Origin of the sequence: Enterococcus sp. AZ020, from assembly GCF_050499205.1 — a bacterium.
GTDB lineage: Bacteria > Bacillota > Bacilli > Lactobacillales > Enterococcaceae > Enterococcus_L > Enterococcus_L dunnyi.
Genome location: NZ_JBIPAT010000001.1, coordinates 1156832 through 1183038, shown reverse-complemented (window position 1 = coordinate 1183038; position 26207 = coordinate 1156832). Strand labels below are relative to the sequence as shown.

33 protein-coding genes are annotated in these 26207 nt (G+C 35.3%); 21 read left to right on the top strand and 12 right to left on the bottom strand.

Translation table 11 applies throughout. The features are described 5' to 3' along the window. Nucleotides 1-20: 20 nt before the first annotated feature. The 6 genes from IGI58_RS05775 to IGI58_RS05750 all read right to left on the bottom strand — a co-directional run bounded on the left by IGI58_RS05775 (nt 21) and on the right by IGI58_RS05750 (nt 3776). A complete protein-coding gene (locus IGI58_RS05775) occupies nt 21-281 on the bottom strand; it encodes a hypothetical protein (protein WP_429954198.1) in 261 nt (86 codons plus the stop codon). Continuing rightward, a complete protein-coding gene (locus tag IGI58_RS05770; protein WP_225534655.1) occupies nt 281-619 on the bottom strand; it encodes a hypothetical protein in 339 nt (112 codons plus the stop codon). Before IGI58_RS05770 ends, IGI58_RS05775 begins: the two co-directional genes overlap by 1 nt. 14 nt (nt 620-633) lie before the next feature. After that, complete coding sequence (locus IGI58_RS05765; RefSeq protein ID WP_429954199.1) at nt 634-1935, bottom strand: hypothetical protein; 1302 nt, start codon at nt 1933-1935, stop codon at nt 634-636. Between the two features lie 15 nt (nt 1936-1950). After that, nucleotides 1951-2487: a hypothetical protein gene (locus tag IGI58_RS05760; RefSeq protein WP_429954200.1), complete on the bottom strand. Its 537-nt coding sequence runs from the start codon at nt 2485-2487 to the stop codon at nt 1951-1953. 325 nt (nt 2488-2812) lie between these two features. Beyond that, nucleotides 2813-3343 carry a hypothetical protein gene (locus IGI58_RS05755; protein ID WP_429954201.1) on the bottom strand — a complete coding sequence of 177 codons (531 nt, stop codon included), beginning with the start codon at nt 3341-3343 and terminating at the stop codon, nt 2813-2815. Nucleotides 3344-3473: 130 nt separating this feature from the next. Continuing rightward, nucleotides 3474-3776 carry a WXG100 family type VII secretion target gene (locus tag IGI58_RS05750; protein WP_088270133.1) on the bottom strand — a complete coding sequence of 101 codons (303 nt, stop codon included), beginning with the start codon at nt 3774-3776 and terminating at the stop codon, nt 3474-3476. A 316-nt stretch (nt 3777-4092) separates the two neighbouring features. Here IGI58_RS05750 and IGI58_RS05745 point away from each other — a divergent pair, with 316 nt between their 5' ends. The 11 genes from IGI58_RS05745 (at nt 4093) to IGI58_RS05695 (ending at nt 10689) form a co-directional block, all read left to right on the top strand. Next, nucleotides 4093-4416, top strand: a complete 324-nt coding sequence (locus IGI58_RS05745; protein WP_429954202.1) for a hypothetical protein — start codon at nt 4093-4095, stop codon at nt 4414-4416. A 111-nt stretch (nt 4417-4527) separates the two neighbouring features. Beyond that, a complete protein-coding gene (locus tag IGI58_RS05740; protein WP_429954203.1) occupies nt 4528-4836 on the top strand; it encodes a hypothetical protein in 309 nt (102 codons plus the stop codon). Nucleotides 4837-5322: 486 nt separating this feature from the next. Beyond that, complete coding sequence (locus IGI58_RS05735) at nt 5323-5589, top strand: DUF3130 family protein (protein WP_429954204.1); 267 nt, start codon at nt 5323-5325, stop codon at nt 5587-5589. A gap of 7 nt (nt 5590-5596) precedes the next feature. Beyond that, nucleotides 5597-5962 (top strand): hypothetical protein, encoded by a 366-nt coding sequence (locus tag IGI58_RS05730; protein WP_429954205.1) that lies wholly within the window; start codon nt 5597-5599, stop codon nt 5960-5962. Continuing rightward, entirely contained in the window at nt 5949-7331 is a 1383-nt protein-coding gene (locus IGI58_RS05725; protein WP_429954206.1) for a T7SS effector LXG polymorphic toxin, read from the top strand. The genes IGI58_RS05730 and IGI58_RS05725 overlap by 14 nt, the downstream gene beginning before the upstream one ends. Nucleotides 7332-7344: 13 nt before the next feature. Then, nucleotides 7345-7707 carry a hypothetical protein gene (locus IGI58_RS05720; RefSeq protein ID WP_429954207.1) on the top strand — a complete coding sequence of 121 codons (363 nt, stop codon included), beginning with the start codon at nt 7345-7347 and terminating at the stop codon, nt 7705-7707. Nucleotides 7708-8061: 354 nt separating this feature from the next. Next, nucleotides 8062-8562: a hypothetical protein gene (locus IGI58_RS05715; RefSeq protein ID WP_429954208.1), complete on the top strand. Its 501-nt coding sequence runs from the start codon at nt 8062-8064 to the stop codon at nt 8560-8562. Nucleotides 8563-8653: 91 nt separating this feature from the next. After that, nucleotides 8654-9070: a hypothetical protein gene (locus IGI58_RS05710; RefSeq protein ID WP_429954209.1), complete on the top strand. Its 417-nt coding sequence runs from the start codon at nt 8654-8656 to the stop codon at nt 9068-9070. 259 nt (nt 9071-9329) lie between these two features. Next, nucleotides 9330-9836 carry a hypothetical protein gene (locus IGI58_RS05705; RefSeq protein WP_429954210.1) on the top strand — a complete coding sequence of 169 codons (507 nt, stop codon included), beginning with the start codon at nt 9330-9332 and terminating at the stop codon, nt 9834-9836. 184 nt (nt 9837-10020) lie between these two features. After that, nucleotides 10021-10302 (top strand): hypothetical protein, encoded by a 282-nt coding sequence (locus tag IGI58_RS05700; RefSeq protein ID WP_429954211.1) that lies wholly within the window; start codon nt 10021-10023, stop codon nt 10300-10302. An 81-nt stretch (nt 10303-10383) separates the two neighbouring features. Further along, nucleotides 10384-10689, top strand: coding sequence for a hypothetical protein (locus tag IGI58_RS05695; protein ID WP_429954212.1), 306 nt, complete (start codon nt 10384-10386; stop codon nt 10687-10689). A 235-nt stretch (nt 10690-10924) separates the two neighbouring features. On the opposite strand, the gene IGI58_RS05690 is transcribed toward IGI58_RS05695, so the two are convergent. Then, on the bottom strand, nt 10925-11152 hold the full coding sequence (locus tag IGI58_RS05690; protein WP_429954213.1) for a hypothetical protein: 228 nt from the start codon (nt 11150-11152) through the stop codon (nt 10925-10927). 134 nt (nt 11153-11286) lie between these two features. Between IGI58_RS05690 and IGI58_RS05685 the strand changes: the two genes are divergently transcribed. Together IGI58_RS05685 and IGI58_RS05680 are read left to right on the top strand one after the other, a co-directional pair. Beyond that, entirely contained in the window at nt 11287-11508 is a 222-nt protein-coding gene (locus IGI58_RS05685) for a helix-turn-helix domain-containing protein (RefSeq protein ID WP_429954214.1), read from the top strand. A 556-nt stretch (nt 11509-12064) separates the two neighbouring features. Beyond that, a complete protein-coding gene (locus tag IGI58_RS05680) occupies nt 12065-12961 on the top strand; it encodes a protein kinase domain-containing protein (RefSeq protein ID WP_429954215.1) in 897 nt (298 codons plus the stop codon). 71 nt (nt 12962-13032) lie between these two features. Here the strand turns inward: IGI58_RS05680 and IGI58_RS05675 are convergent, their stop codons facing one another. The 5 genes from IGI58_RS05675 to IGI58_RS05655 all read right to left on the bottom strand — a co-directional run bounded on the left by IGI58_RS05675 (nt 13033) and on the right by IGI58_RS05655 (nt 18721). Further along, nucleotides 13033-13710, bottom strand: a complete 678-nt coding sequence (locus IGI58_RS05675; RefSeq protein ID WP_429954216.1) for a hypothetical protein — start codon at nt 13708-13710, stop codon at nt 13033-13035. 261 nt (nt 13711-13971) lie between these two features. Continuing rightward, nucleotides 13972-15528, bottom strand: coding sequence for a glutamine-hydrolyzing GMP synthase (gene guaA, locus IGI58_RS05670; RefSeq protein ID WP_429954217.1), 1557 nt, complete (start codon nt 15526-15528; stop codon nt 13972-13974). Nucleotides 15529-15929: 401 nt separating this feature from the next. After that, nucleotides 15930-16853 (bottom strand): type I pantothenate kinase, encoded by a 924-nt coding sequence (coaA, locus tag IGI58_RS05665; RefSeq protein WP_087641963.1) that lies wholly within the window; start codon nt 16851-16853, stop codon nt 15930-15932. Nucleotides 16854-16958: 105 nt separating this feature from the next. Beyond that, nucleotides 16959-18050 (bottom strand): hypothetical protein, encoded by a 1092-nt coding sequence (locus tag IGI58_RS05660; RefSeq protein WP_429954219.1) that lies wholly within the window; start codon nt 18048-18050, stop codon nt 16959-16961. A 2-nt stretch (nt 18051-18052) separates the two neighbouring features. Continuing rightward, nucleotides 18053-18721, bottom strand: a complete 669-nt coding sequence (locus IGI58_RS05655; RefSeq protein WP_429954221.1) for a YiiX/YebB-like N1pC/P60 family cysteine hydrolase — start codon at nt 18719-18721, stop codon at nt 18053-18055. A 250-nt stretch (nt 18722-18971) separates the two neighbouring features. Here IGI58_RS05655 and IGI58_RS05650 point away from each other — a divergent pair, with 250 nt between their 5' ends. The 8 genes from IGI58_RS05650 (at nt 18972) to IGI58_RS05615 (ending at nt 26024) form a co-directional block, all read left to right on the top strand. Then, on the top strand, nt 18972-19562 hold the full coding sequence (locus tag IGI58_RS05650) for an SGNH/GDSL hydrolase family protein (RefSeq protein ID WP_429954223.1): 591 nt from the start codon (nt 18972-18974) through the stop codon (nt 19560-19562). A 10-nt stretch (nt 19563-19572) separates the two neighbouring features. After that, nucleotides 19573-20175, top strand: coding sequence for a class I SAM-dependent methyltransferase (locus tag IGI58_RS05645; protein WP_429954224.1), 603 nt, complete (start codon nt 19573-19575; stop codon nt 20173-20175). A 138-nt stretch (nt 20176-20313) separates the two neighbouring features. Then, nucleotides 20314-21273, top strand: coding sequence for a LacI family DNA-binding transcriptional regulator (locus IGI58_RS05640; protein ID WP_429954225.1), 960 nt, complete (start codon nt 20314-20316; stop codon nt 21271-21273). A gap of 79 nt (nt 21274-21352) precedes the next feature. Next, complete coding sequence (gene rbsK / locus IGI58_RS05635; protein ID WP_429954226.1) at nt 21353-22234, top strand: ribokinase; 882 nt, start codon at nt 21353-21355, stop codon at nt 22232-22234. Next, nucleotides 22231-22620: a D-ribose pyranase gene (gene rbsD, locus IGI58_RS05630; RefSeq protein WP_429954228.1), complete on the top strand. Its 390-nt coding sequence runs from the start codon at nt 22231-22233 to the stop codon at nt 22618-22620. The genes rbsK and rbsD overlap by 4 nt, the downstream gene beginning before the upstream one ends. A 20-nt stretch (nt 22621-22640) precedes the next feature. Then, entirely contained in the window at nt 22641-24122 is a 1482-nt protein-coding gene (locus tag IGI58_RS05625) for a sugar ABC transporter ATP-binding protein (protein ID WP_429954229.1), read from the top strand. Between the two features lie 2 nt (nt 24123-24124). Beyond that, entirely contained in the window at nt 24125-25069 is a 945-nt protein-coding gene (locus IGI58_RS05620; RefSeq protein ID WP_087641970.1) for an ABC transporter permease, read from the top strand. 22 nt (nt 25070-25091) lie between these two features. Continuing rightward, complete coding sequence (locus IGI58_RS05615) at nt 25092-26024, top strand: D-ribose ABC transporter substrate-binding protein (RefSeq protein WP_225534686.1); 933 nt, start codon at nt 25092-25094, stop codon at nt 26022-26024. The last annotated feature ends 183 nt before the right edge of the window (nt 26025-26207 follow it).

The following is a 26207-nucleotide window of genomic DNA, read 5'->3' as shown; positions in this document are numbered from 1 at the left end:
TGGTTCATATCTAAAGATTGCTAGGAAAACTTATCTAAGTTTTCACTTTGTTTTTTGAAGGTCTCTTTTACTTTTTTACCGAATTCTCCTTTGACAGAATTTCCCATACTTTCAGAGACACTCGCCATATTTGTTTTCAGCGAAGCCAGCTTGGTTTCTCCATCTTGTTTTGCTTTTTGTTGGTTCGTTTGTTTTTTCTGGGTCATGGATTGACCAACTGCTGAAGCGATCGCGGCTTTCTGTGCCTTCTTTTTAAGATCTTTTTTTACATCATCTAACATCAAGAATCACTCTCTTTCTTTGCTAATTCCTGATCAGATAATATACGAATCTCACGATAATAGGTCTCATCTAAGTCTTCTATCTCTCGTTCGATTTGTTTTCGGTCATATTGTGCGGCTTCATAAACCTCATCTTTTAGCCTGTCTAACTTATGTACAGCTTGTATAATAAATGCTTGATCTGGAACGTAGTCTTTTAAATAATAGTGTGTCATGTCTGCAACTTCTTCTAAATCACGTATTCCTTGGTCTCTTTGAAAAAGAATATCATCTTCTTTTTCTTCAAATTGACGTTTTTTCTTTAGATACTCTGTTTTTAATCGCTCTTGCTGATCCAACTGAATACTCCTTTCTAGAAAAGTTGACTAGATAACTCTTTGTCACTTTGAACAAGTTTATCGATCCCCGCCTTGATTTCAGAAACAAGGCTATCAAAACTTTCACCTAACTGTTTAGCTTTCGCTATCTGTTCTTTATAGAAAGTCGTAGGTTCAGTTACGATACTGGACTCAGTTGCCCCAACCGAAGCCAGTGCTTCTGTGATTTCTGATTCATTCAATTCTGTTCCGATCGAACGTGCATGTTGAAGTCCTTCAGACCAAACCTGTTTAGCCTCGATCATAGCCTCTTGATAGATCGTTATGACTTCAAACAAGCCATCCTTCATGGTTTGTGAAGCAGTTGTTACAGCGAATAAAGCTTCACTGTTATCTAAATAAATTTCTTCATTTTTCGATAAACCGCCGCCGCTTTTCTTTAATTTTTTTCTTAGGTTTTTTAAGTCCTCAAGATCAGCGATTCGATAAGTACCATATAACTTTAAGTACTCTTTTACACGGGCTTTCGCTTCGGCATCATCACCTGTCCAAAATTTTCCATCACCATTTTTCTTTGCCCAGTTTTTAGCGGCTAGTTCTACTTGTGCTTTGGTCATGCCAGGTGCAAAAATACCATCTTTCGCTAAACGATCTAGATTCAATGTATCTCCATCAAAGTATTTAGCTAGGGTGTTATGTTCACCAATTCCTGAAATAGATGAAACATTTCCATAATTGTGATCACGGCCTGACCAATCAGCCCAGGAATCATTTTGGTAACGCGTCAACAGGTCAGGATTATTTTTCAGCCATTTCAGTTGATCATCTGTGAGCGTTCCGAACTGATCACGTCCCCAATCATCAAAACTTGTTGTCTGAAAGCCCATTTCTTTCCCATGTTCGCCAGCCATTTTCATCATGTAGCCACCAGATTGGCTAAAGCCAGCAACATCGGTAATCGTTCCGTTGTGTTTGGCTACTTTGTCGTAGGTTTCTTTTAAGAACGCTTGTGCATCGTTGTATTCTCCAGAAAGCCCGCCTGTCAATGCACCTCCAGCAGTGGTAAACCCCCATTTTCCTGTATCTTCCCATGTATTAGTGCCGGCATAAACGACAGCTACGTTATTGTAATCAGGTTTCCCATTGACGATTGGTGCGATAGCCATTGCGTTTAGCTGGTTGTCTTTGTCGCTGGCGGCTTTGTTTAGGATTTGGTAATATTTCTTTTCCTTTCCTAATTCTAATTTTATATTATCACCGATATTCTTTTTTTGAACAGTTTCTTTTGTGATATCAATTGATTTAGCTAGAATCTCTGTTGTAGTTTCATTACTCATAGACATCCTCCTCTATTAATATGTCAGCTCATGAACTTCCAAGTTGTAAATAACTTGAGCATTTGGACTCCCAGATTTTTTTTTCTTTATCTTTTTAAAAAGTACCTTATCAGCTACTTTCATTTTTCTAGTAGTATTTTCTATCTCCATTTTGATATCGGAATCTATATTACTAGAGTTCAAATAATCGTCTAATACATATTTTTGTAAGTCATTATTGTATTCAGTTTCATCATTTAATCGATATTCTATCGTGAAGTACGTTTTATCAGAAACAAATACTTTTACATAACTATTCACATAATTTCCTAAAATAGAGGCACCTAAAGTAGGAGAACTACGCCATTCGACGCCAACCCCTTGCCACTCAATTTTTTCAATGCCTTCATAATTTTTGACTAAATAATCTGTTACATAATTTTGTATCAGTTCGATACCGTCTTGATAACTCTTCTCTACCGCTTTTTTATCCATATATTTTTTTCCTCCGATACATAAAATAATGAGTACGATCATTCCTAGTATTGTTGCTAAAATCCATTTCTTTTTCACTACTTCACCACCTAAATTAATGCTCTATTCTTATGTAAGAATAACAATATGAACAACATATAGCAATTTTTTTCGTACGTTTTCTTTTTCACTGTCTATGTAACTTATTTTCTTCTGTCCTAATTATGTACACTGGTTTCAACATAAACGACTGTATTTAGTTGAGTGTTTTTGTCGCTGACCCTGGTAGTTCTGTTGTCCATCTCCAATTTCTAACTAGATTTCATCATCATTATTATTAGATTGAACAGTCTTTTGGGTTGCGTCAATGGCTCTTGCTAAAACTTCTATTGTAATTTCATTGTTCATAAAATTTTCACCTCTTTTAATAACTCAATTCATGAATTGCTGTATTGTAAGTAATTTGAACGTGTGGACTTCCAGAATTAGACTTTTTAATATTTTGGAAAATAAGTTTTTCTTCTGCTGTCAACCGTCTGGTGGTATTACGTATTTCCATCGCTAGTGTAGAATCTATATTATTGGCACTTAGGGACGCTTTTAAGAAATATTTTTTTGAATTATCTTTATACTCTGCTTTATCATTTAGACGAAATGTCATAAGAAAATAATCATTTTTAGAGATGAATACTTTGGCATCACTGTCCACATAGTTTCCCAAAATAGATGCACCTAAAGTAGGAGAACTACGCCATTCAACACCAACGCCTTGCCACTCAATTTTTTCAATACCTTCATAATTTTTTACTAAATAATCTGTTACATAATTTTGTACCAGTTCAACCCCATCTTGATAGCTTTTCTCTACCGCTTTCTTATCCATATATTTTTTTCCTACTACAAAAAAAGCGATAAGTAAAATGATTCCTAAAATAAATCCCAGTTTCTTTTTCAATTCTTCACCACCGAACTTAAGGATATTTTTTGATTAGGATTTGCCATATTTATCCACTACTATACAGGCACTGACAACGGTTTATTAGAAAAAGACCAGAAGACAAACGCTCCTGATCTCTCAAAATTGTTTATAGTCCACGACCGATCGCAGAAGAAATATTTTGATCCGTTTCTTCCATGATTTGGGCTACTTCATTTAATTGCTTGTTGATTTGTTCTAATAGTTCCGCAAACTCACTCACTTTTGGTTTTAAGGCTGTGAATTGATCATTAAAGCTATCAAATCCTGACCCTTCCCAGTTTCCTTGAATCGTGTCTTGCTCCGTTTGCAATTTTTGTAAAATGTCATTTACTTGGTTAGAACCGTCTGTATATTTTGTAGCAGACGTACGTAGTTCTTGTGGTGATAATTTAATGCGATCTCCCGCCATGTGTGTTCTCTCCTTTACTTTTTGTTTATGGTTATTTCTCTATTAGTTTATCACAATAAGAAAATTATTTTTATCAAAAAATTAGGTGGATAGTGATATTTATGATAAAACAAGTCTTTTTGTTCGTTTTGTTTATCATTATATGACAAGGAATATTTCTACACGTTGTTAATTAGTATTCATTACAATTACTATTGGTCAGCTTTCTGAGATTTTGTTATACTGAATTTTTTTCTTAAAGTTATAAATATTTTTTAAGTGGTGTATAAAATATTTTTATTGTGATATAATTTTTTATGAAAAGAAAGGAATACCGATGAAAAAATTTTGTTTGATAGGGGTACTATTGATATCGATGGTCGGTTGTTCAAAAGCTAGCAGTGTAGATAAAAATATTGAAAATGAAAAGGCATTCATTACGTTGGAATTCAAGGAGATGAAACTATTGATCAAAAATAATACTGATGGTAATATAACGGTTTTTGACTCTGAAACTGAATTTTCAATAAAGAAAAACAAAAAATGGGTATTAGTTGATGAGACTCATGGTCTTACGGCCTTTACAACAAATATTTTGAGTGGTGAAGGGAATGAATTGGACTTAACGAATCGACTCTCACAGATAAGGAAAAAGAAATAAAGGTAACGATTCATTATGAATATAAAAATAAGAAATATGGGACAAGTACAATATACTCATGGATGAAGGAATAGTGACCTAGATAATTATATAAAAGGAAGGAAGAAAAGTATGATTTACGAAGAAGTGTTTAGAAATAATATTATTGAAAATAGCAGTGTACCATTTGTCGCTGCAGAGGATGGTTTTTGGATCAACTCTGAGGGGAAACATATTTCTATTAGTGACATGCCAACAAGATATCTAAAAAATTGTTTAAGAACATTGAATAATTCTAATTCATGGAATGAAGTGACGAGTCTAAAAAACTTTATGGACGGAAAGATTACTGCTGATAATAAGTCGGTTTTTGTTGAATATCTAGATACGCTTATAGAAAGTAAAACGAAAGAGGTTGAAAATGAATTAGAACGTAGATAGCTTTTATTTTGATAGGATCGTTTATTGATCAGTAATGAATAAAAGTGTAAATCTGATCGAGTAATTGTTCACTATGGATCACCTTTAATTTTTAAAACAGACCCTAATAACTAAAGGGATCTGTTTTTTTATTTTTAGTGGATATATTTCCGATCACGTGGAGGAAGAGCTATTGAACTTCAGCTTCAATAATCTTTATATTCCCATCAAAATCTACTTTGTCGATGCCTTTACTTAGATTATCTTCATTGACCCAATTCACAATGTAACAATCTTCCAAAACTTCAGTCTAATTTATCAAAAAATGATGCTCAGATGAAATAAATTGAAAAGATCCCCGTCTTCCATTGTGTTATCCTTAAATTACATTATGTTTTTGATGGTTGGTTATTTAACTGAAAAATAAGTGTCTACATATGGAGTTTAATTGGGGTAAAACAATGGAATTGTACTAGTATCATCAAATTTAGTAAAGGAGATGTTCATATGTCAGGTAAAATCAGTACCGATGCAGCTACGGTAAATACTCTAACAAATAAATTTACAAGCAGTCTCTCATCATTGTCATTCAAACCAAAACAAGCAAGCAACATGAGCTTTTCTGAAAGTAGTGCCGTTAGCGGAATGAAAAGTAGTGTTTCTTCTCTAAGTTCTATCGTATCAATGTTTAAAAGCAACGCGTCTAAAGACATTGGAAACTTAGAAAAAATACATCAAGCCATCAAACAGGCTGAAAAAAATGCAGTAAAGTAGGTGCTTTATGGAAGAAAAACAACTACAAGTAAAAATCGAAGACTATGAAAAACGAAAAATAGAGTTAAAGAAAAAAGATGCCGAAAGTGATTTTCTACTCAATGATCTACAACGTATTTACCAACAACAAGCAGCGATATTAGAAGAATTTCTCTATTACAGTAAAGGAACAGAAGCAGAACGTTCAGCTAGGATAGATCTAGAAATGCTGGAAGATGAACGAACAGCAGCATTCCGAACCTTTGATGCGGGCAAAGAAGAGTTAACTGAATTAGTCAGTGAAACAGAACGTAAAAAAATCCAAGCAGAAGACGACCTCCTATGGCTACAAAAAAAACAAGCACAAAAGGAGGAGGAAGATGCCCAAATTTAGATATACGGAATGGCAAAACATTGCCAGTGAAGTTCAAACGCTACGCTTAACAGTATTAAATCAACTAAATTCCTTTAAAGAGGCGCAACAAGCGTTTCAAAGTGCAGGGAAATTATCTGGTACAGGGTGGGATTCTACTAAAAGTTATTTTGATGCCTATTCAGAAGTATCAACGACGGTAGGCAATGCCTTAAATACTCTTGATGATGCGATCACCTCTTATTTGAGCGCTTTTACCTCAGAAGTTGGACCAGCAGAAAATGATTTAGATACCGCCAAAATGGAAGGCCTAAAAGCTGAGTTACGTCGGTTACAAGCAGAAAATGATGTGATCATGGAAGCTTTGGCAAAAGCCTTTGAAGACGTACCGTTTGTTAATCAATTTTTTAATAAACAAAGTATGTTAGGAACCGCTAAGAAAATTGAAATTCTCGAAAAATATAGCGCCTTTGAAGCAGCGCATGGGAGTGATTTCTCAGACGTACAAACAGTTATTGCTTCGATTGCCGAAGGATTAGCCTTCCTAGGAAGTGCCGGGAATTTTTCAGGTGGGAAAGATGGCTATAAAACCATTGATTTTAAAAATCAAAAATGGTATAAAGCACTAAAGGACTTTAACAAAGCCCAACCCAAAGACCGAATTGATGTGGTCATCAAAGAATTATCGAATGGCGTCGAATACCAGATTTATCGCAATGGGAAATTAGATGTTCAAAGAACAAAAGAGTTACATGAACTGTTTCGTGTTCATAATATTGAATTATTTAAAGAATATGGACCAGAGATTTTTAAAATCCTTACCAATATTGATGATATTGAGATCCTGCTTGCGAAAGATTCAACGACGATGCAGCGCTCATCTTCTGGTGTTTTCTTGTTGCTTGCAGTGCTACCGATTGATCGAGTGAAGGATATTTTGAAGTCAGCAAAGTTGCTTAGAAATGGTGATTATACGCTGGATGCGATCAAGTTGACTGCTAAAGAGTGGGAAACGTTGAAAGAGTTTGAGAAGTCAGCAGGAGTTGTTAAGACTGTTGATAGAGGGAAGGATGTAGGGAAGGTTGGAATTAATTTTGGAAGTTCTGAGAAATTAGAGATTCATTTTTCAAAACATAGTTCTGAAATGAAGCAGGCTTTAAACAAAAAAAATTACACTATAGCTGATTATTTAAGTGATGCAAATCATGTAATTAATGAAGGGCAATTTGTTCCCGAAATGAACGGATATATCAAACTTATTAGTGGTGAAGGCAGTGCCAAATATGCTTTTGTAGGATTAGATAGGACAACTGGTAATATAACAACGTTACATTTGAAATCTGTAAAAGAGCTTGCTAAAAAAGCACCTAGCTTGGGTTTAAAACCATAGGAGGATATATATAATGATTATTGTAAAAAAAGTAAATTGGATAGATATAGATTCAAAAGAGGCAGATATTTTACTTTCAGATGGTACGTATTCCATTGAATGTTTTTGTAGTGATTGTACTCTTTCAGAAGGTGACGCATTTTCAGATATTCTTTATGGATTTAATGTTAGAAATATCGTGAAAAACTTCAATGAGGAATACGTAATAGATGAAAAAAATGGTAGCTACTCTATTCAAGGGAAACTTGTAGATAAGGACAGTGAGATTTTACAAATAGGAGAGCTTAAAATAGATATATCTGATGGCGATATACCTAAGGACATTGACAAAAATGATTATGTGGAAGTTGATATTTCAAGAATTGACATTTATTAAGATAGTAGTTTTTTCCCTTCCCTAAAATATTATTCAACTCAAAAAAGTCTAAAAGTATTTTTGTTAGACTTTTTTGAGTTAAAAGTTAATTTAAATACATAAAAGTTGGTATAAAAGACTTTAACAAAGTACAACTGAAATAATCATTTAAAGGATGTTATTAATGATTATTCCAATATTTTAAAAACAGAAACAAGAAGCTATGTGGCTAAAGAGTTACCAGGTCTGCCAACTGTAAATTATATAACTACTGTAAGAGAAAGTTTTTTAAAAGGTCTAAGTGGGGGCGTAAAAATAGAATCTGTTTGGGATGGAGACAGATTACTAACAATAATTGTTAAAGGTGGGAAATAAATGGATTCTTGGAAAATAGAGTATTATGAGTCAGCAATTGAATTAGAAAAAAACTTGAGTAAGGGTTCTTTCTTATTTAGTGAAGAAGTATCTGAAAGTAACAAGTTTATAAAATTTAGTAACAATTTATCTGAGGTAGGATTTATTTATTATGATATTGGTTTGGAACCACAAATAAAATTACTAACTCAGTCAAATAAGATATTTTTAGGGATAAATAGTATTTTTGCGTGTATAGACTATACTACTAAATCTGTGCGGTTTGAAGAAAAACTATCTTCATTATTATATGATATATTAATAGATTCTGATTCAAACTATATTATATACGTTTGCGAGTTTGATATATTTGTTTATAAAAACGATGGTTCTTTTTTATGGAAAATAGGATTTAGAGATACAATTGAAGATTATTATTTAGAGGGAAATGATTCTATCAGTATTGAATGTAGTGATGGAGATAATACAACGTTTTCTTTAGATTCAGGGAAAGTAAGATAAAAAAGTATTCTGTCAGTAGAGAGAGTAAAACTATAGATACTAATAGATGTCGTAAAAAGATTTTAACTAACCATGATCCAATGGAGAAAATATGAGCAATATTAAAATAGAAAAAAATTGGGAAGATTCTAATTTATTAGAAATAAAAGTTACTGCTAAATCGAAATATATTTCAGCTTATCAACTATGCTACATTGAGAATACAGACTTAGAAATTATTGGAAACAGAATTAAGGAATTTTCTTTTAATTTTAAGGATAGTTGTTATGTAGAGTTTGGGAAAAAAGAAGGAGATTTCACACCAGCCTTTTCGCTAAATTTTTCTCCAGCAGATGCAACTGGAAAAATAGAAATAGAAGTAGACATGGAAATAGACGATAACGATGAACGAAAACATAGATGTTGTTTTTATCTATACAGTGAAATTGGTCTTATAGAGCAATTTGCTAATGGATTGATTCAGATGTCTACGCAAAATAATGTAGACGAAATAAATTTAAATAGTTAGATGAGATAAAACGGGGTTATTGAAAAAATAAAATATTATTGGTAAAACGGTATGAGCGAATAAAAGCTAATACCGTTTTGTTGTAACAATATCTATTTGATAGTCAATTAACTCAAAAAATACGTTATATGATTGGTAGAGAGGACTATGAAATAACCAGAGGAAAATAAGCATTGTCAAAAACGATGGGATTTTAGATACAGTATTTGGAAGTCAGAAGCTAACGGTAAATGATTTTAGAAAGTAAAGGTGAGCTACAATGATCGAAATCAAATTTAAAATCTTTACTTCTTTTATTGAAGAAGATGATAACTTAAAAGGGGAATATGGATATTTTCTGGTTAAAATAAACAATGAATGTTACGGAGAGTATAGAGAAGATATTGATTTGGATATTTTATCAATGAATATCTATGATTGGTTCAGTAATTTTATTCAAGCTATCCTATTAATTAAAAGTAATGATAAGGTTTATATTAGTGATGTAGAAACTCCAGAAGTATGGATAAAATTAGTGAAAAGTGAAGAGAACCTTCAAATTAGTGAAGTACGTGCTGATAAGCCAGAAGGAAGTCTTTCAGTAGAAGCTGACATAGAATTGAATGAAAAAAGTACCGTTTGGGAAAGTTTGATCAATCTTCAAGATTTCCAAAAAGAATTAATTCTTAAAGTAGAACAATATGTAGCAGAACTAAAGAATTTAAATACTGAAAACAATGAATTAATGAAAGAATTAGAGATACTATTAGAAAAAATAAAACGATAGGCTTCTATTTTAACCTGAGTGTTTAGAGGAATGGGATAGAATACTAAAGAAGTATAGAAAAGTGTAGTCTAAAGAAGCGAATGGGTAGGAAAAGATAAACTTGGTAAGGCTTAGATATGAGTTTTTAAAGACGAAAAGAATTGGTACCTTTTCCTCGTATTAATAAAGGAGGGGAGAATCAATAATGAGTATAATAGAAAAATTCTTGCAAGCCGAAATAAACGAGCAAGAGCTATACGAAGCAATAATTGAATTTATTAGTTCTTATGAAATTAGAAGTGGCGAGTTTGAAGGAAACGAGTATATTATAAAGAAACTGGATCGATTGAATTTCTTGGTTTTTCCAGAATATGAAATAAATAATCAGCGTGAAATTCCATTTGTAGAATGCATATACAAAGATGAACTAATTACAAAAATAAATGAATATGCACGAGAAAAAAATTTGAATGTAGTGGATATTTGAAATAGAAAAGCAAGACTCAAATTATTCAGAAATGAATCAATAGGTTGTAAGCAAGGTACTATTTATTTTAGGAGTACAGCAATGAAAAAAATAAAACTATATCTAGATTATAAATGTTTTCCTACGTGGATATATGAAGATGAGCAGCTTCTATATAATGATATACCTAAAGAGTTAGTGGAAGACAAAGGATTAGATGAAAAATTAGTTTCTTTGCAGGAAAAATATAATAATCTATTTATTGATACAGATACTAGTTTCAAGTACATTGGGTTTAACTCGGATATAGAAAAAGAATTATTTCTTTATGAGTTTAATCAAATAACAAAGTATCTACAAGAAGCACTTAAAGAAGAATATGCAATAGAGAATGAGATAAAAATCTAATTCATTTAGTAGTGGTTAGGTCTAGGGGATTTCCTCTAGGCTTTTTTGCGTTGAACTGGTTATTAGAGAAAAAAGAATAATCGGTTTAATTATTATGAATACTCTCATTCTACTGCTGACGTGTAAACAAAAAAACAAGTAGCCAGTTATCCAACTACTTGCTTTAATCTATCGTTCATCAATATTAGTTTGGCTAATACTGATGAACTTTAAAATCCTATTTGCTGCTAGGAGTTTAAAGCAAAATGTTTTTCAGTTTTTCTTTGGTTTTAAGTTTTTGTGTTTCTTGAGTTAATGTCTTTAGTATTCGCTCATGCTCATAAAAGAGGTTATCGGGAATAAACTGGTTTTGGGTGTTGTTTTTTAGTGAACTGATTGTTTCGTGCCAGTTCTTTAATAGTTGGATTGAATGATTTAGTTTATGTAGATCTTGATAGGTGATCATTTTTACTGGGTGAGCCATGTTGAACCTCCTAATTTGTATTTTTTTCTCATTCGCTAACAGTATCAATATTTTTACTTTTGCCTATATCAGCAAAGGTCTTGTGCTTATTATATATTATCATGCCTATATAAGCAATAGAAGGAGAGTTTTTTATGAAAGAAAAAATATTGGAAATAAAAATTCACGATTTGATAAGTAAGCATAATATTTCTTTAAGCGAACTTTCTAGGCTATCTGATATTGAAGTAGCAAGATTGAGTGAACTAGCTAATGGTAAAAGACAAAGAATACAAATCAATCATTTAATTAGAATTGCAGAAGCTTTAGATATTGATGATGTTGGTGAGATTATTCAACTAAAGAATATTGAATAAATTTATCTGGATTATAGGCTTTTATAATGTATGATGGTGATGAAGAGTAGATGTAATGATGTTCTTTCAATAATGAGGAAAAATGAAATGCTGATGCATTAATGTCGAGGGTAATAAATACTATATTTAATAACTTTATCGTCTTAGAACGAATGTTTAAAAGTAATTTATGAAACAGCGAATACGGGACTACTGAATTATTCTTGCGAGGCGATATACAAGGAAGAAAAAGTATAAACGAGCATAGGTAATGAGTAGGGAATTTTGCTAATTATTTATCATTTGTTTATGTCGTTAATGGTAGATAAAATATAAATAGTGAACATAGATTAAAAAGACTTATCATTTTTTACTGATAAGTCTTTTTAATCTATGCGTGTTGATAACATTAATTATGAAAAAAACACCATGAATTTAATGATAAATTCCATTGAGGAAGGTATCTTTATCTTATTGTAGTTGGTATAATAAAATTGATTTGATAGATTGCTTGTTAAATAAATGATGATTTAACGATTTGGATGAATAATTTAGTGAAGTTTGGAGGATAATAACAGTGGAAGTAAGATTAATTAATGGAACTGACTTGGAATGGATTTTAAATACACATGGAATTAACTACATGGAAATAAAAAAATTTCCAAAAAGTGGTCAAAAAGCTGTATTTGGAATTGTTTGTGAGTCTGAAACAATGATATTAAAAATTTATAACGTTACGCCCTATGAAACTATCAATCAAATTGAATACTCTAGTGTTGCTGATATGGAAGAATTAATGTTACAAAAGAATGAAGAGATAAGATTCTTAAATACATATATTTTTCGAGAAGTGAGCGCAGCTAAAAAATGCCCAATTTTCCCAAAACTAATTATTTGTGATGAGATACAGGAGTACAAAGTTGGAAAGCATATTTACAAATATTACTTTGAAGAAGCAGTAAAAGGTGTACCAATGAATGATTCAAGATACTATTCTACAACTAACTCTTTATCTGAAATTGCTTTTTTTTTAAAAGAATCATTAGAGCTAGTCAAACTTATGTGGAACACTACTTATGTGCATAGAGATATAAAACCAAATAATATTATTATTGAAGGTAATAAAGTGAATTTTATTGATCCAGGGCTAGCAAAATCAGCAGAAGATGAAACTTTAACGAGAACAGGTATGGCGATGGGAACTCCTAGATACTGGGCTCCTGAACAAAAGGAAATACAATCTAATTATACTTGGACATTCAAATTCGAATCAATGGATAGATATGTTAAATTAATAGATATGTTACCAGATGTTTCTGAGAAAATAGAAATGATATTAGAACTGCTAGAAACGGCTAAAAAAAATGTAACTGAATTCAATAATTTACCAAACAATACATTCAATATTAATTCAGATCACATTGCTCAATACAAAGAAGCTATAAATTCAGTGAAAAAAAATAATTTCTTGTAATGGTTATATTTTTTTCACTGATAAAAGAGCAAAAGAAGAAACAGTTAGTAAACTGTAATTCTTTTGCTCTTTTAAATAATAAGTTTTTGTTTTTCAGCAAGTAGCATAAATTTTGCTATACTAGAAATTAAAGTAGCATTCTTTTTTAAAGGTATTACTTTTTTCTTCACATTAATATAAGTTTTGTATCCCTCTTTTGTTACCCCTATTAAGCCAATGTTATTGTATTTAAAATAGTCATTTTTGTTTGTTGCAAGTTTTTTTGCAGTTTCATCTGGAAAAACTACATATGAATATGTGGAGAAATTTTTATTATTATTTGCTTGTATGATAGCTTTCTTCCAGTCATGTAATTTCGCTTCATAAGAAGTGAATTCTAAAAATGGAAATGAAAAGTTATCATGAATTAAATATCTCCCATTATTTATTTCGTATACAATATCAAAAAAAACAAGTTTTTTTAAAATATATTTCACGGTATTGTAATCATAACCACTTGTTTTTACTATATAATCAATGGTTCTAATAGCTTTGTTGTGTAGGAGAGAAACTATTCTAGCATATCTAAATTCAGCTAATATGTTTGCTTGGTCATTGTTGAAAGTGTAATCACTATTATTTGTAACTTTCACTATGTCAACATTCCCAAATCGAGCATTAAACTCATCAATAATACTCTCATTTGTGGTGATTCTTTTTTGTAAATGATTGTGGAATGAATTTTGTAATTCTAATTCAGTCGAGAACATATTAACTCTCTCCTTTCAAACAGTAATTTTATCACAGAATGACAATATGATAAATTGAAAAGTTATTTTTAAATTCTAGTTCATTAGTTGAAAAGACTTAGGATAGCTACATACTAAAAGAAGAATCTTAACTATAAATTAAATCCTTTTTAAAGGGACAGTTCGGGGACACTTAACCCGAACTAACCCATTTTTAAGCTGTTTTATACCTCTACAAACGCCTTGCAAACCCTTGATTCTATTGAACCTTTTGATTTCAGGCTATTCCCACTCAACAGTAGCAGGCGGCTTACTCGTAATATCATAAACAATGCGATTTACATGAGCCACTTCATTCACGATCCGCACAGAAATCTTCTGCAACACATCCCAAGGAATTCTCGCAAAATCAGCCGTCATCCCATCAATTGAAGTCACGGCGCGAATCCCAACCGTATAATCATACGTACGGCCGTCACCCATCACACCCACACTACGGATGCCAGGTAACACAGTAAAGTACTGCCAAATATCACGATCTAAACCAGCATTGGCGATCTCTTCACGTAAAATCGCATCAGAATCACGCACGATTTCTAATTTTTCTTCCGTAATTTCACCAAGCACACGAATCCCTAAACCAGGGCCAGGGAATGGTTGGCGCCAAACTAGCGCTTCCGGCATGCCTAATTCGATTCCTAATGCACGAACTTCATCTTTAAACAACGTATTCAACGGTTCGATCAATTCAAATTGCATATCTTCCGGCAATCCGCCCACGTTATGGTGAGATTTGATCGTTTGCGCTGTTTCAGTGCCGCTTTCTACGATATCTGTATAAAGGGTACCTTGTGCTAAGAAGTCGATACCGTCAAGTTTTGTTGCTTCATCATCGAAGACATAAACAAATTCATTTCCAATGATTTTACGTTTTTCTTCTGGATCAGATACGCCAGTTAATTTATCTAAGAAACGTTTTTTCGCATCTACTTTAATAATGTTCAAGCCAAATTTACCAGCTAAACTATCCATTACTTGTTCTGCTTCGCCTTTACGTAATAAACCATGATCCACAAAGATACATGTCAATTGATCACCGATTGCTTTTTGTAAAAGTACCCCAACAACGCTTGAATCCACGCCGCCTGAAAGGCCAAGAAGGACTTTTTTATCGCCGACTTGTTCACGGATGTTGTTGATTTGCATATCGATGAAGTTGTCCATTGTCCAGTCGCCTTCACAATGACAAATATCAAAGGTAAAGTGACGCAATAAATCGTTCCCATATTCAGAATGACGAACTTCTGGGTGGAACTGCACACCGTAAAGATTACGAGCTGTATCTTGTACTGCAGCAAAAGGACAATCTGAACTAGTCCCAACCGTTTCAAAGCTATCAGGAATAGCGGCAACTAAGTCGCCATGACTCATCCAAGCGATTTGTTTTTCAGGCGTTCCTTTGAAGATCGGTGAATCAGGAATCAAAAGAGAAAGCTCTGATTTACCATATTCACGGTTGCCGGCAGGTTCAACTTTTCCGCCTAGATTATGCATCATCAATTGCATACCGTAGCAAATCCCTAAAATTGGAATCCCCAGCTCATAAATTTCAGGATCGATCTGGAAGGCATTTTCGTCATACACACTATTAGGTCCACCAGAGAAAATAATTCCCTTAGGAGCCATTTCGCGAATTTCATCCGCTGTGATTCGGTGGCTCAAAAGTTCTGAGAACACGCCAAACTCACGAATACGTCGAGTAATCAATTGGTTATACTGACTACCAAAGTCTAAAACAATAATTTTTTCGACAGTTGTCAAATCGGCAACATTGGTCACATTTATTACCCCTATCCATTTAGATTTATCTAAAAAGAGGTTGTAAAAAAGCGTTTAGGTTCGATCCAAGAAGGAACAACACGCAAATGCTGCGTCTTGTACTTTTCAACATCAAATCGCTAGGCTCTTTGTGTTTCAAAGCAAGAAACCTGCTTTTTTTACACCGTTTATGGAGAATTTTCCGTTAGGAAAATTCTGACCCCTTTAGAATCAAGTTAAGTATTGCTTTGTGATCTAGCTCCATGAAGCAATCCGCAAGGAAAATAGATAATCTTCAACTGGAACAAAAAGCATTCCACTTTCAGATTCATAATTGCCTTGACACACAATGAATGAAATGAGTTGATGTAGAAAGGTACCTACTCGGTTTCATGTGGATTAAACGCTTCATTCCACTTTTCTTAGTACTTCCGCATAAAGATCTTATCAATGATATGATTTTCAGTCTTATGAAGTATAATATCCGCTCTGCCTCGTGTTGGCAAGATATATTCCTCCAGGTTTTTCAAATTGACATTTTTCCAGACTTCCTTCGCCATCGCAAAGGCTTCGTCACGGTCGCCGATCGCATATTGATAATAGTAGTTATCCGGTTCAAGAAAGGCTGTATCTAGTAAAGCGCCGAAGCGTTCTAAGTACCACTTTTCGATCAGTTTCGGATCAGCATCGATAAAGACTGAAAAGTCAAAGAAGTCGCTGACATAAATCTGTTGATTGGCTGGCAGTTGAAGCGTGTTGATTCCTTCAACGATCAAAATATCCGGCTGCTGGATCACTTCATACTCGCCTTCGATAATATCATAGACACTATGAGAGTAGAGCGGTGCTTTGATTTCGTCCTGTCCGTTTTTGACTTGGTTCAAAAAATCGATCAGCTTTTCCATATCATAGCTTTCAGGAAAACCTTTACGGTCCATGATGCCTTTTTCCTCAAGGACTTTATTCGGATACAAAAAGCCATCCGTTGTGATCAGCTGGACATTGCGGCGTTTGAAGGTTCTAGCTAAAATCGTCTGTAAGAGACGTGCCGTGGTACTTTTCCCGACAGCTACGCTACCTGCAATGCCGATGATAAATGGCGGAACAGGGACATACTCATGCAAAAACAACCCTTTGCTGACAGTCAAAGACTCGAATTCCTTCATATATAAATGAATCAAATGCGTCAATGGGACATAAATATCTTGCACGTCCTGCAGTGAGATCTGGTCATTGAAGCCTTTGATGTTTTCTAGTTCTTCTTCTGTCAACGGTGCTTTACCATTATGATAGAAGCCTTGCCATTCCTCTCTGGAAATGGGGTAGTAATTCATTTTATCGTCCATAATTCCTCCACCAAAGCCAACATTTCGTTCCTTGCTCATTATAGCATCTTTCATAAAACAACAAAACCCTACTAAGTATTTAAAGTAGAGTTTTATTGTGTATTCTTATTTATTCATAATCAAAGCACTTGTATCCTCAAAGTCATAGGCTGATAAGTCTAATTTGATAGGTGTATTTGTTTTAGGATCATATTTGGTGAGTTGATCATCGAACATAAAATAGTAATAACCACTATCCTGAGTGAAAAATGGAGGGTTTATATGTTTTTCTTGTTCCAATTTTTCATATTCAGGAAAATGAATGAACGATTCTGTTTGGTCTTTCAAGTTAAAAACTGTCCATGTATAGCTTTTTACATATAGCTCATAGTGACGTATGATTAGGTTTTCGTTTGGCTCATCTACATATATTTCCATCGGATAAGGATAAGTCAAAGTGAGATACTCTTTATTTTTTGTTGTTAGATCATACACAAGCACTCGATTTGCTTCTCCCGGTTCTCCATTTGCCCCCACGCTGGCATTGGCTTCTGTAATATAAAGTTTATTTTGAAAGTGAACCATTCTTAGATATGCACTTGCTTCATCACCTAAATCTGTTTCTTCAACCACTTCAAATTCCTTCGACATTTTTACTAACATATTTTTACTCGATCCATCGTCAGGATTAGTATAACCACATAAAACATAGAGGTAATCTTCTAAAGGGATCAATTGATTAGTTAGGACACTTTCTTTTTTACGGAGTTCTTTTTTTTGTTTAAGTTTCAAGTTCTTGTCATACTTATAAAATTCTGTTCGATCGCTAAAACAGGCGCTAGTATAGAAAAATTCCCCGTCCACATTTGAAGTGTAAGCATCATTTCCTTCGGCTTTGACAAGGTCAATAGATAAATCACTACCAATTTTTGCTAAAGAAACTTCAAGTTTGGGATTTTCAGAGGTTTTTGTATAGTAATAATCATCCATTTTCCAAAAATTATTGCGCCAAAAATTTAGATTACCATCTGTTCGTTTAAGTTGTTCCACTTTTTCTAGTTTACTGTCTTTTTCAAGAAAAGTTGTGATATTTCTTGAGTCAATAATAGCTAGATCGTACTCTTTTGTTTTTAGAGCAGTATTCTTTTGGCATCCGCCAAGCATAAGTAAGAAAAATAGGAAGGTTAGCCCCATTTTTCTTAAAACATTTTTATTCATATTTATTTCTTCCTATAAATCAAAGTTGTTTTATCTGTTTGGTGAAGTTCAAATGGATGTACAGCAGATGCATAGCGCCATGTGTCTAAGTCGACGTTAGCTGTGTCTTTATATGCTGCCCAAACTAGCTGAGAGCAATAGAAAGTACTTCTGGTACCCCTATTCAAAAAATTGTTATTGTATTTTTTTCCCACCTGTTTTTCTGCCCATAAGGCAGCTTTTTTATCTTGTGCAACTGACGTACTTTTCACTCCTACTTGCCATACTTGACCACCAAAACGAGAAGGCCAGTCACCGCTTTTAAATTGTACGCCGTCATTAGGGTTAGCTTCAACTGTTGTATACCAGCGACTAGCACCCATGATTCCCGCATGACCGTTATTAAAAAGAGGACTAGAAGTATATGAATCTGTTATACAAATGACACCATCGCGCCATGACCATGAACCTGCTCTAGCACGTCCAACAGCCTTTGGATCTATTTCAACTGGAGCGGTATTTGCTTCATTTTTCATCTCTTCTTCCCATTGTTCATTTTCTGGAAAAATCGAATTTAAATCATTTAAATTATTTACTTCTAAAGTTGTACTGATTTCCGACTCTTCAACAGCAAGGACCTGTGTAGCAGAAAAATGTGTGTAGAAAGCATAACAGTACCAACAAATAACCAATTTCTTTTTTTCATATCTTAACCACCTAGTATATTTTTTACTAATCACGAATTAGTTGAAGTTGATTATATAACAATGCTTTTATTATTTCAACTCATTTAGTTATTTTTAATATTTATTTTGTTATAAATAAAATTCTTTGTGCTTTCTTTTTAATTGGGACTACGCTGGAATAATTCTTTGACTCGGCAAAATAGCTTGTTCAATGATATGATAAATAGAGAAAAAAGTCTTGGAAGGAGACTGAGAAATGAAAAAACTAGTTCTATTTGGTGATAGTATCACAGCAGGCTACGGAGAAGAGGCGATCACGCCAATTTTACAAAATCTGATCACGGAGGATCTAGCCGCGCAGCAGTTAGAAGATATTCAGATCGTCAACGCAGGATTTCCAGGAAATACAACTGAGGATGCGATGAAACGTTTAGAAAAAGACGTACTGGCTGAGCAGCCTGATATGGTCACTATTTTCTTTGGCGCTAATGATACGAATAGTGATAATTTGGTACCGTTAGAAAAGTATGCGGAAAATATTGAAACGATGATCCAAAAAGTCGGTGCAGAAAAAGTAATTTTATTAACGCCGCCTTATGTCGATTGCGGCCGCAAACCAACAAGAGATGATGACCGGATTCGGACATATGTGGAACGAGTAAAAGTCATTGGAGAAAAATATCAGCTTCCTGTGATCGACATGTATCAAGCAATGGTCGTTTACCCCGGTACAGATGAGTTTTTACAAGCAGATGGGCTGCATTTTTCTAGAACAGGCTACGACTTTTTAGCTGCCTTGATTGTTCGGGAAATAAAAGGTAGACTGATGACAAAAGAAAATAGTTAGGAAGAAGAAAATGGCGAATCATTATTATACAGAAAACCCGGATCTTGCTCATGATTTAGAGCAGTGGTCTTTTGAATTAAGAGGAAAGAAATTTCAGTTTTTGACAGACAGTGGCGTTTTTTCTCGCAATACCGTTGACTTTGGTTCTCGGGTGTTGATCGATGCGTTTGATTGGGAAGAATTGCCAGAAGGTCGTTTGCTGGATGTTGGCTGCGGCTATGGTCCGATTGGGTTGCCCCTTGCTTCATTGAGCGGAAGAATGGTCGAAATGATCGATGTCAATCAACGAGCGATTGCATTGGCACAAGAGAATGCTAAGAAAAATCAGGTGGAAAATGTAGATATTCATCCATCGAACATTTATGCGGATCTGCACGAAAAACAGTATGCTGCGATCATTAGCAATCCACCGATCCGAGCAGGAAAAAAAGTCGTTCATGAGATTTTGAGCGAAGCGCATCCGCTTCTTGTCACAGGCGGTACGCTGACTGTCGTGATCCAGAAAAAACAAGGTGCACCCAGTGCTGAAAAGAAAATGCTGGATGTATTCGGGAATGTAGAAATCGTGACAAAGGATAAAGGGTATTATATTTTGAAAAGTGTCAAAGAATAATCTAATCGACATGTAAAGGCAGACGATCAATGGTCTGTCTTTTTTTTGCAGTCAAAAAAGACGTCTGCTGCGACTATCTTTTTATGCCCCATTCCTCTAAAATAAACCTATAAGATCAAAAGACAGGAGTGCGTTTCAATGGTGACGATCAAAGATGTAGCAAAAAGAGCTGGCGTATCTGTCGCGAGCGTTTCCAGATATATCAATAAAAATGGCTATGTAAGAAGTGAAACAGGAGAAAAAATCGCTGAAGCGATCGAAGAATTGAATTATGTCCCAAATGAAGTAGCTCGCTCCTTATTTCAGAAAAAATCAAAAATCATCGGCGTACTTTTACCGGATATTGCCAATCCTTATTTTCCGCTTTTAGCCAAAGGAATCGAGGAGACATTGATCAAAAATGGCTATATGATGCTCTTGGCAAATACCTCAGATTCAGAAGAACAGCTGCAGCAGTATATTACGACCTTCATTCAAAATAATGTGAGTGGAATCATTACCGCATTGCCGATCGATCCAATCGAAGGGATCTCTGTAGTTGGGATCGACCGTGTCTATGAAGGAAATTTTACAAAAGTGCTGCCGGATGATTACTTGGGCGGACAAATTATTGGGACAGAGATTTTAAAGACAGTATTCAAAAAGCTATTGATCATTACTGGTAGCTTATCTTTTGAAAGTGCTAGAAAACGATTAAAGGGCTTGACGGATACATTGGAAGCAGAAAAATTTTCCTATGAAGTGTTTGAAACGAGTTCGTTCAATGTAGATGAGGTCGATAAAATTTCAGAGACGTTTTTTGAAAAGTATCAAGGCGTTGATACGGTGATCGCTTCAAATGATTATCTTGCACTGAAGATCATGCAAAAAGCACAGCAAAGAGGATTGAACATCCCAGAAGATCTACAAATCATGGGGTATGACGGGATTCCTTTTGCTGATATGACCTACCCAAAATTAACGACGATCAAGCAGCCGGTTTATGATATTGGAGAGACGGCAGCGATGTTGATGGTCGATCTTTTAACGGGTGAAGAGCAGCGAAAGAGTGAAACAATTTTACCAGTCTCGCTACAAAAAGGAGAAAGTTTACGCTGAAAGGGTTTACATTTTCATCGAAAGATGTTAATGTATGGTCATAGGTAACCGGTTACACATTCTGGATGGAGATGAGAAAATGAAGAAAGTAGCAGTAATAGGTAGTATATCAATGGATTTTGTCGTAACAACCAATATAATCCCGAACCAAGGCGAAACAGTTGTTGGTGAGGCATTTCAGACATTTTTTGGCGGTAAAGGAGCGAATCAGGCGATCGCATTAAGTCGATCAGAACTAGATGTATTTATGCTGGGAGCTGTTGGCAACGATTCTTTTGGACGGTCGCTGATCGATAATTTGAAAAACAACAGTATCAACACAGAGATGATCCAAACCTATGATAATGTTGAGAGCGGCTCAGCGCATATTCAAATCAAGGATGGTGATAATCGAATCATTATTGTACCAGGTGCAAATGATTTGATTTCAGTCGAGGTCGTTCAGTCTTATCGTGAAAAACTAGAACAAATGGATATGATCGTCTTGCAAAATGAAATGCCAATGGAAACGATCGAATATTTGATCGAATTTTGCTCTGAGCGTCAGATCGCTGTGTTATACAATCCGGCACCGGCAAAAGAAATTCCTAAAAGGTACTTGGATAAAGTCACGTATTTAACGCCGAATGAACATGAGGCATTGTTATTATTTCCAGATCAAAGTCAAGAAGAAATGCTCCGCAATTATCCGAACAAGCTGGTCATCACCCTTGGGGATCAAGGTGCTGTCTTCTTTGATGGAGAAAAACAAATCACTGTCCCAGCTAAAAAGGTAGACACTGTTGTGGACACGACCGGAGCTGGAGATACATTTAATGGCTATTTCGTTAAAGGAATTTTAGAAGGCTTATCGATTGAAAAAAGTTTGGCACTTGGAAATGCCGCATCAGCGATCGCGATTCAAACAAAAGGCGCGCAAAGCGGGATTCCAGCATATGAGAAGGTGGCGGCAACTGTATGAAAAAACGTGGGATTTTAAATTCAGAGATCGCAAAAGTAGTTGATGATCTAAGACATACAGACCGGATCATCATTGGTGATTGCGGCTTGCCTGTACCGGAACATATCAAAGAAATCGATATTTCCTTGAAACAAGGCATCCCTTCTTTTTACTCCGTTTTAGAGCTGATTCTAGCAGAAGTTGCGGTAGAAAAGGCAATAGTAGCGAGTGAAATCAAGGAAAATAATACTGAACTTCATGAAAAAATAAAAGGCGTTCTTCCTTCTATTGCGTATGTTTCTCATGAAGAGTTTAAACAATTGAGCAATGATGTGAAGGTGATCATTCGTACGGGAGAAGATACACCATATGCAAATGTGATTTTACAGTCCGCTGTAATCTTTTAGAAAGTGAGAGGAGCAGTCTCATGGAAGTGAAAATGGTAGCGATCAGCAAAAGTTTTGGAACAAATAAGGTGCTGGAAGGGGTGGATTTTGAACTGAAATCAGGTGAAATCCATGCCTTGATGGGCGAAAATGGTGCAGGAAAATCCACGTTGATGAATATTCTGACGGGATTGCATAAGCGTGATGCGGGGAAAATTTATATCGATGGTACGGAACGATACTTTAAAAACGCAAAAGAAGCAGAGGAATTTGGGATCACATTTATTCACCAAGAAATGAATACGTTTTCTAACATGACAGTTTTGGAAAATATGTATCTGAATAGAGAGTTAAAGACGAAATTTGGTTTGTTGGATACGAAAAAAATGGCGGCAGAAGCGCTGAAAATATTTGATGAACTGCATATTTCTTTATCACTGGATGCTCAGGTCGATACGCTGTCTGTTGGTCAGCAACAAATGCTGGAAATCGCCAAATCATTGATGACAAATGGAAAAGTTCTGATCATGGATGAACCGACCGCGGCACTTTCAGAAACGGAGATCGATAACTTATTCAAAATCATTCGCGGGTTGAAAGACAAAGGTGTTGCAATTGTTTACATTTCACATCGAATGGAAGAAATTTTTGCTTTGTGCGATCGGATCACTGTGATGCGTGATGGAATATCTGTAAGCTTATATCAAATTTCAGAAGTCGACGTGAATCAAATCGTCCATGATATGGTTGGTCGTGATATCGGTGATTTTTATCCTGAAAAAAATAATCCGATCGGCGAAGTCAAATTTGAAGTTAGAAATTTAAGCTCAAAAGGAGTGTTTCAAAATATATCTTTTTCTGTGAAAGAAGGAGAGATTCTTGGCTTTTCAGGGCTGATGGGCTCCGGCAGAACAGAGATCATGCGGGGAATTTTCGGGATCGATACGTATGACTCAGGAGAAATTCTGCTAAATGGGGAGAAAATCACTATCCATAAGCCTTCAGAGGCGATAAAAAAGGGAATTGGGTTCCTCACTGAAAACCGAAAAGATGAAGGGCTGATCCTTGAATTTAGTTTAGAAGACAATATTTTATTGCCATCGGTGGATGAATTTAGTAAACGCGGGTTACTGGAGCAAAAAACGATCGACGATTTTGTAGAGCTATTATTGAAACGGTTAACAGTCAAGGCTGAAAATAAGGAGGTCCCAGCCAGCAGTTTATCTGGTGGAAATCAACAGAAAGTTGTTCTAGCGAAGTGGATCGGTATTGGTCCGCAAGTCTTGATTTTGGATGAACCAACGAGAGGTGTAGATGTGGGCGCCAAAAGGGAAATTTATCTTTTGATGAATGAGCTGGCAGAGCGCGGTGTTGCGATCATCATGATCTCAAGTGATTTACCGGAAGTGATGAGTGTAAGTGATCGAATCGTTGTAGTCAGAGAAGGACAGATTGCAGGCGAAGTAGTGAAAGCTGATGCCTCACAAGAAAAAATTATGAACTTAGCTACAGGAGGAAACTGATCATGGAAAATACGAAAAAGAAAAAATTTGCTCTCGGTTCTTTAGGTCCGTTGTTAGCTTTGATTGCTTTAGTGATCGTTGTGACCGTATTGAATCCAAGCTTTATTACACCGAATAATCTGCTGAATCTACTGCGTCAGGTGTCCATCAATGCTTTGATTGCCTTTGGAATGAGCTTTGTTATTTTGACTGGCGGTATTGATCTGTCTGTTGGCTCAACACTTGCTTTATCTGGGGCACTGACAGCCGGGCTGATCGCAAATGGCATTTCTCCTATATTGGCGATGCTGGTAGGAATGGTTTTAGGCGCATTTTTGGGACTGATCAATGGTCTTTTGATCACAAAGGGAAAAATGGCCCCTTTTATTGCAACCTTGGCAACGATGACGATTTATCGTGGAGCAACACTTGTTTATACAGATGGTAACCCAATTACAGGGATCGGCGACAGCTTCATTTTTCAGTTTATGGGAAAAGGCTATCTATTCGGCGTTCCATTTCCAATTTTCGTTATGCTGATTTTCTTTCTATTATTATATGTTCTTCTGCACAAAACCGCATTTGGTAAAAAGACGTATGCTGTCGGAGGGAATTTGAAAGCGGCAGAAATCGCAGGAGTTAAAACGGATCGTGTCCAAATGATCATCTATACGATCTCTGGTTTGATGGCCTCTATTTCAGGGATCATTTTAACGTCCCGCTTAAATTCAGCTCAGCCAACGGCAGGACAGGCGTATGAGATGGATGCAATTGCAGCAGTTGTATTAGGCGGAACGAGTTTGTCTGGCGGAAAAGGACGTTTGTTTGGCACATTGATTGGTGCGCTGATCATCGGAACGATCAATAATGGATTGAATTTATTAGGTGTTTCGAGTTTTTATCAACAAATCGTCAAAGGATTAGTCATTATTATTGCAGTGTTACTGGATAGAAAACAAAATAAATAATCAAATAAGGGAGAGAAACAACATGAAAAAACTGTTTATTTCGATGATGGCCGCGGTGTTACTTTTATCAGGGTGTGGAGCAGCAACTTTAGGAGACAATGAGTCAAAAGGAGATACGAAAACAGAGGAGAAAAAAGCGGCAGATCTAAAAGTCGGTGTAAGTATTTCCACATTGAATAATCCGTTTTTTGTTTCAGTCAAAGATGGGATCACCACATTGGCAGATGAAAACAAAACGAAAACGATCATCTCAGATGCACAAAATGATGCCTCTAAACAAAGTAATGATATCGATGACCTGATCCAGCAAAAGGTAGATGTGATTTTAGTCAATCCAGTAGATTCTTCTGCGATTCAACCAGCTGTTGAAGCAGCAAATGAGGCGAATATTCCAGTGATCGCATTAGACAGAAGTTCTGATGGCGGAGAAATTTTGACATTAGTTGCTTCTGATAATGTGAAAGGCGGGGAAATGGCCGCTGATTTCATCATCGAAAAAGTTGGTAAAGGCGCAAAAGTAGTTCAACTTGAAGGAACTCCCGGTGCTTCTGCGACACGTGAGCGTGGAAAAGGATTTGAGAATATCGCAAAGAATGATCTGGATGTCGTACAAAGTCAGTCAGCAGACTTTGACCGTGCGAAAGGCTTGAGTGTGATGGAGAACATTCTACAATCTAATTCGGATATCAAAGCTGTTTTTGCACAAAATGATGAAATGGCTCTTGGGGCAGTCGAAGCGCTCAAGGCAGCAGGGAAAAAAGATGTCTTAGTTGTAGGATTTGATGGAAATGAGGATGGAATCAAAGCAGTCGAAGCTGGAACGATGGGGGCAACAGTTGCACAACAACCAGTCGAAATGGGTAAATTGGCCTTACAGGCAGCGTATGATCATTTTGAAGGGAAAGAAGTTGAAAGTAAAATTGACTCACCATTAGAATTGATGAAAGCAAAATAAACAAAACTGAAACAAAGGTTGAGATGAAGTGTTCAACTTTGGGGACTAAGTGCATCGATTTTTAGCATCTTTGATACTAAAAATTGATGTGATCTAGTAGTTGCTTTCGTTTCTAGTATCTAGTCATTTTTAAAGGGATTGGGGCGTAACTCGCAGAGTTACGCCCCAATCTTTTTTGTGAAA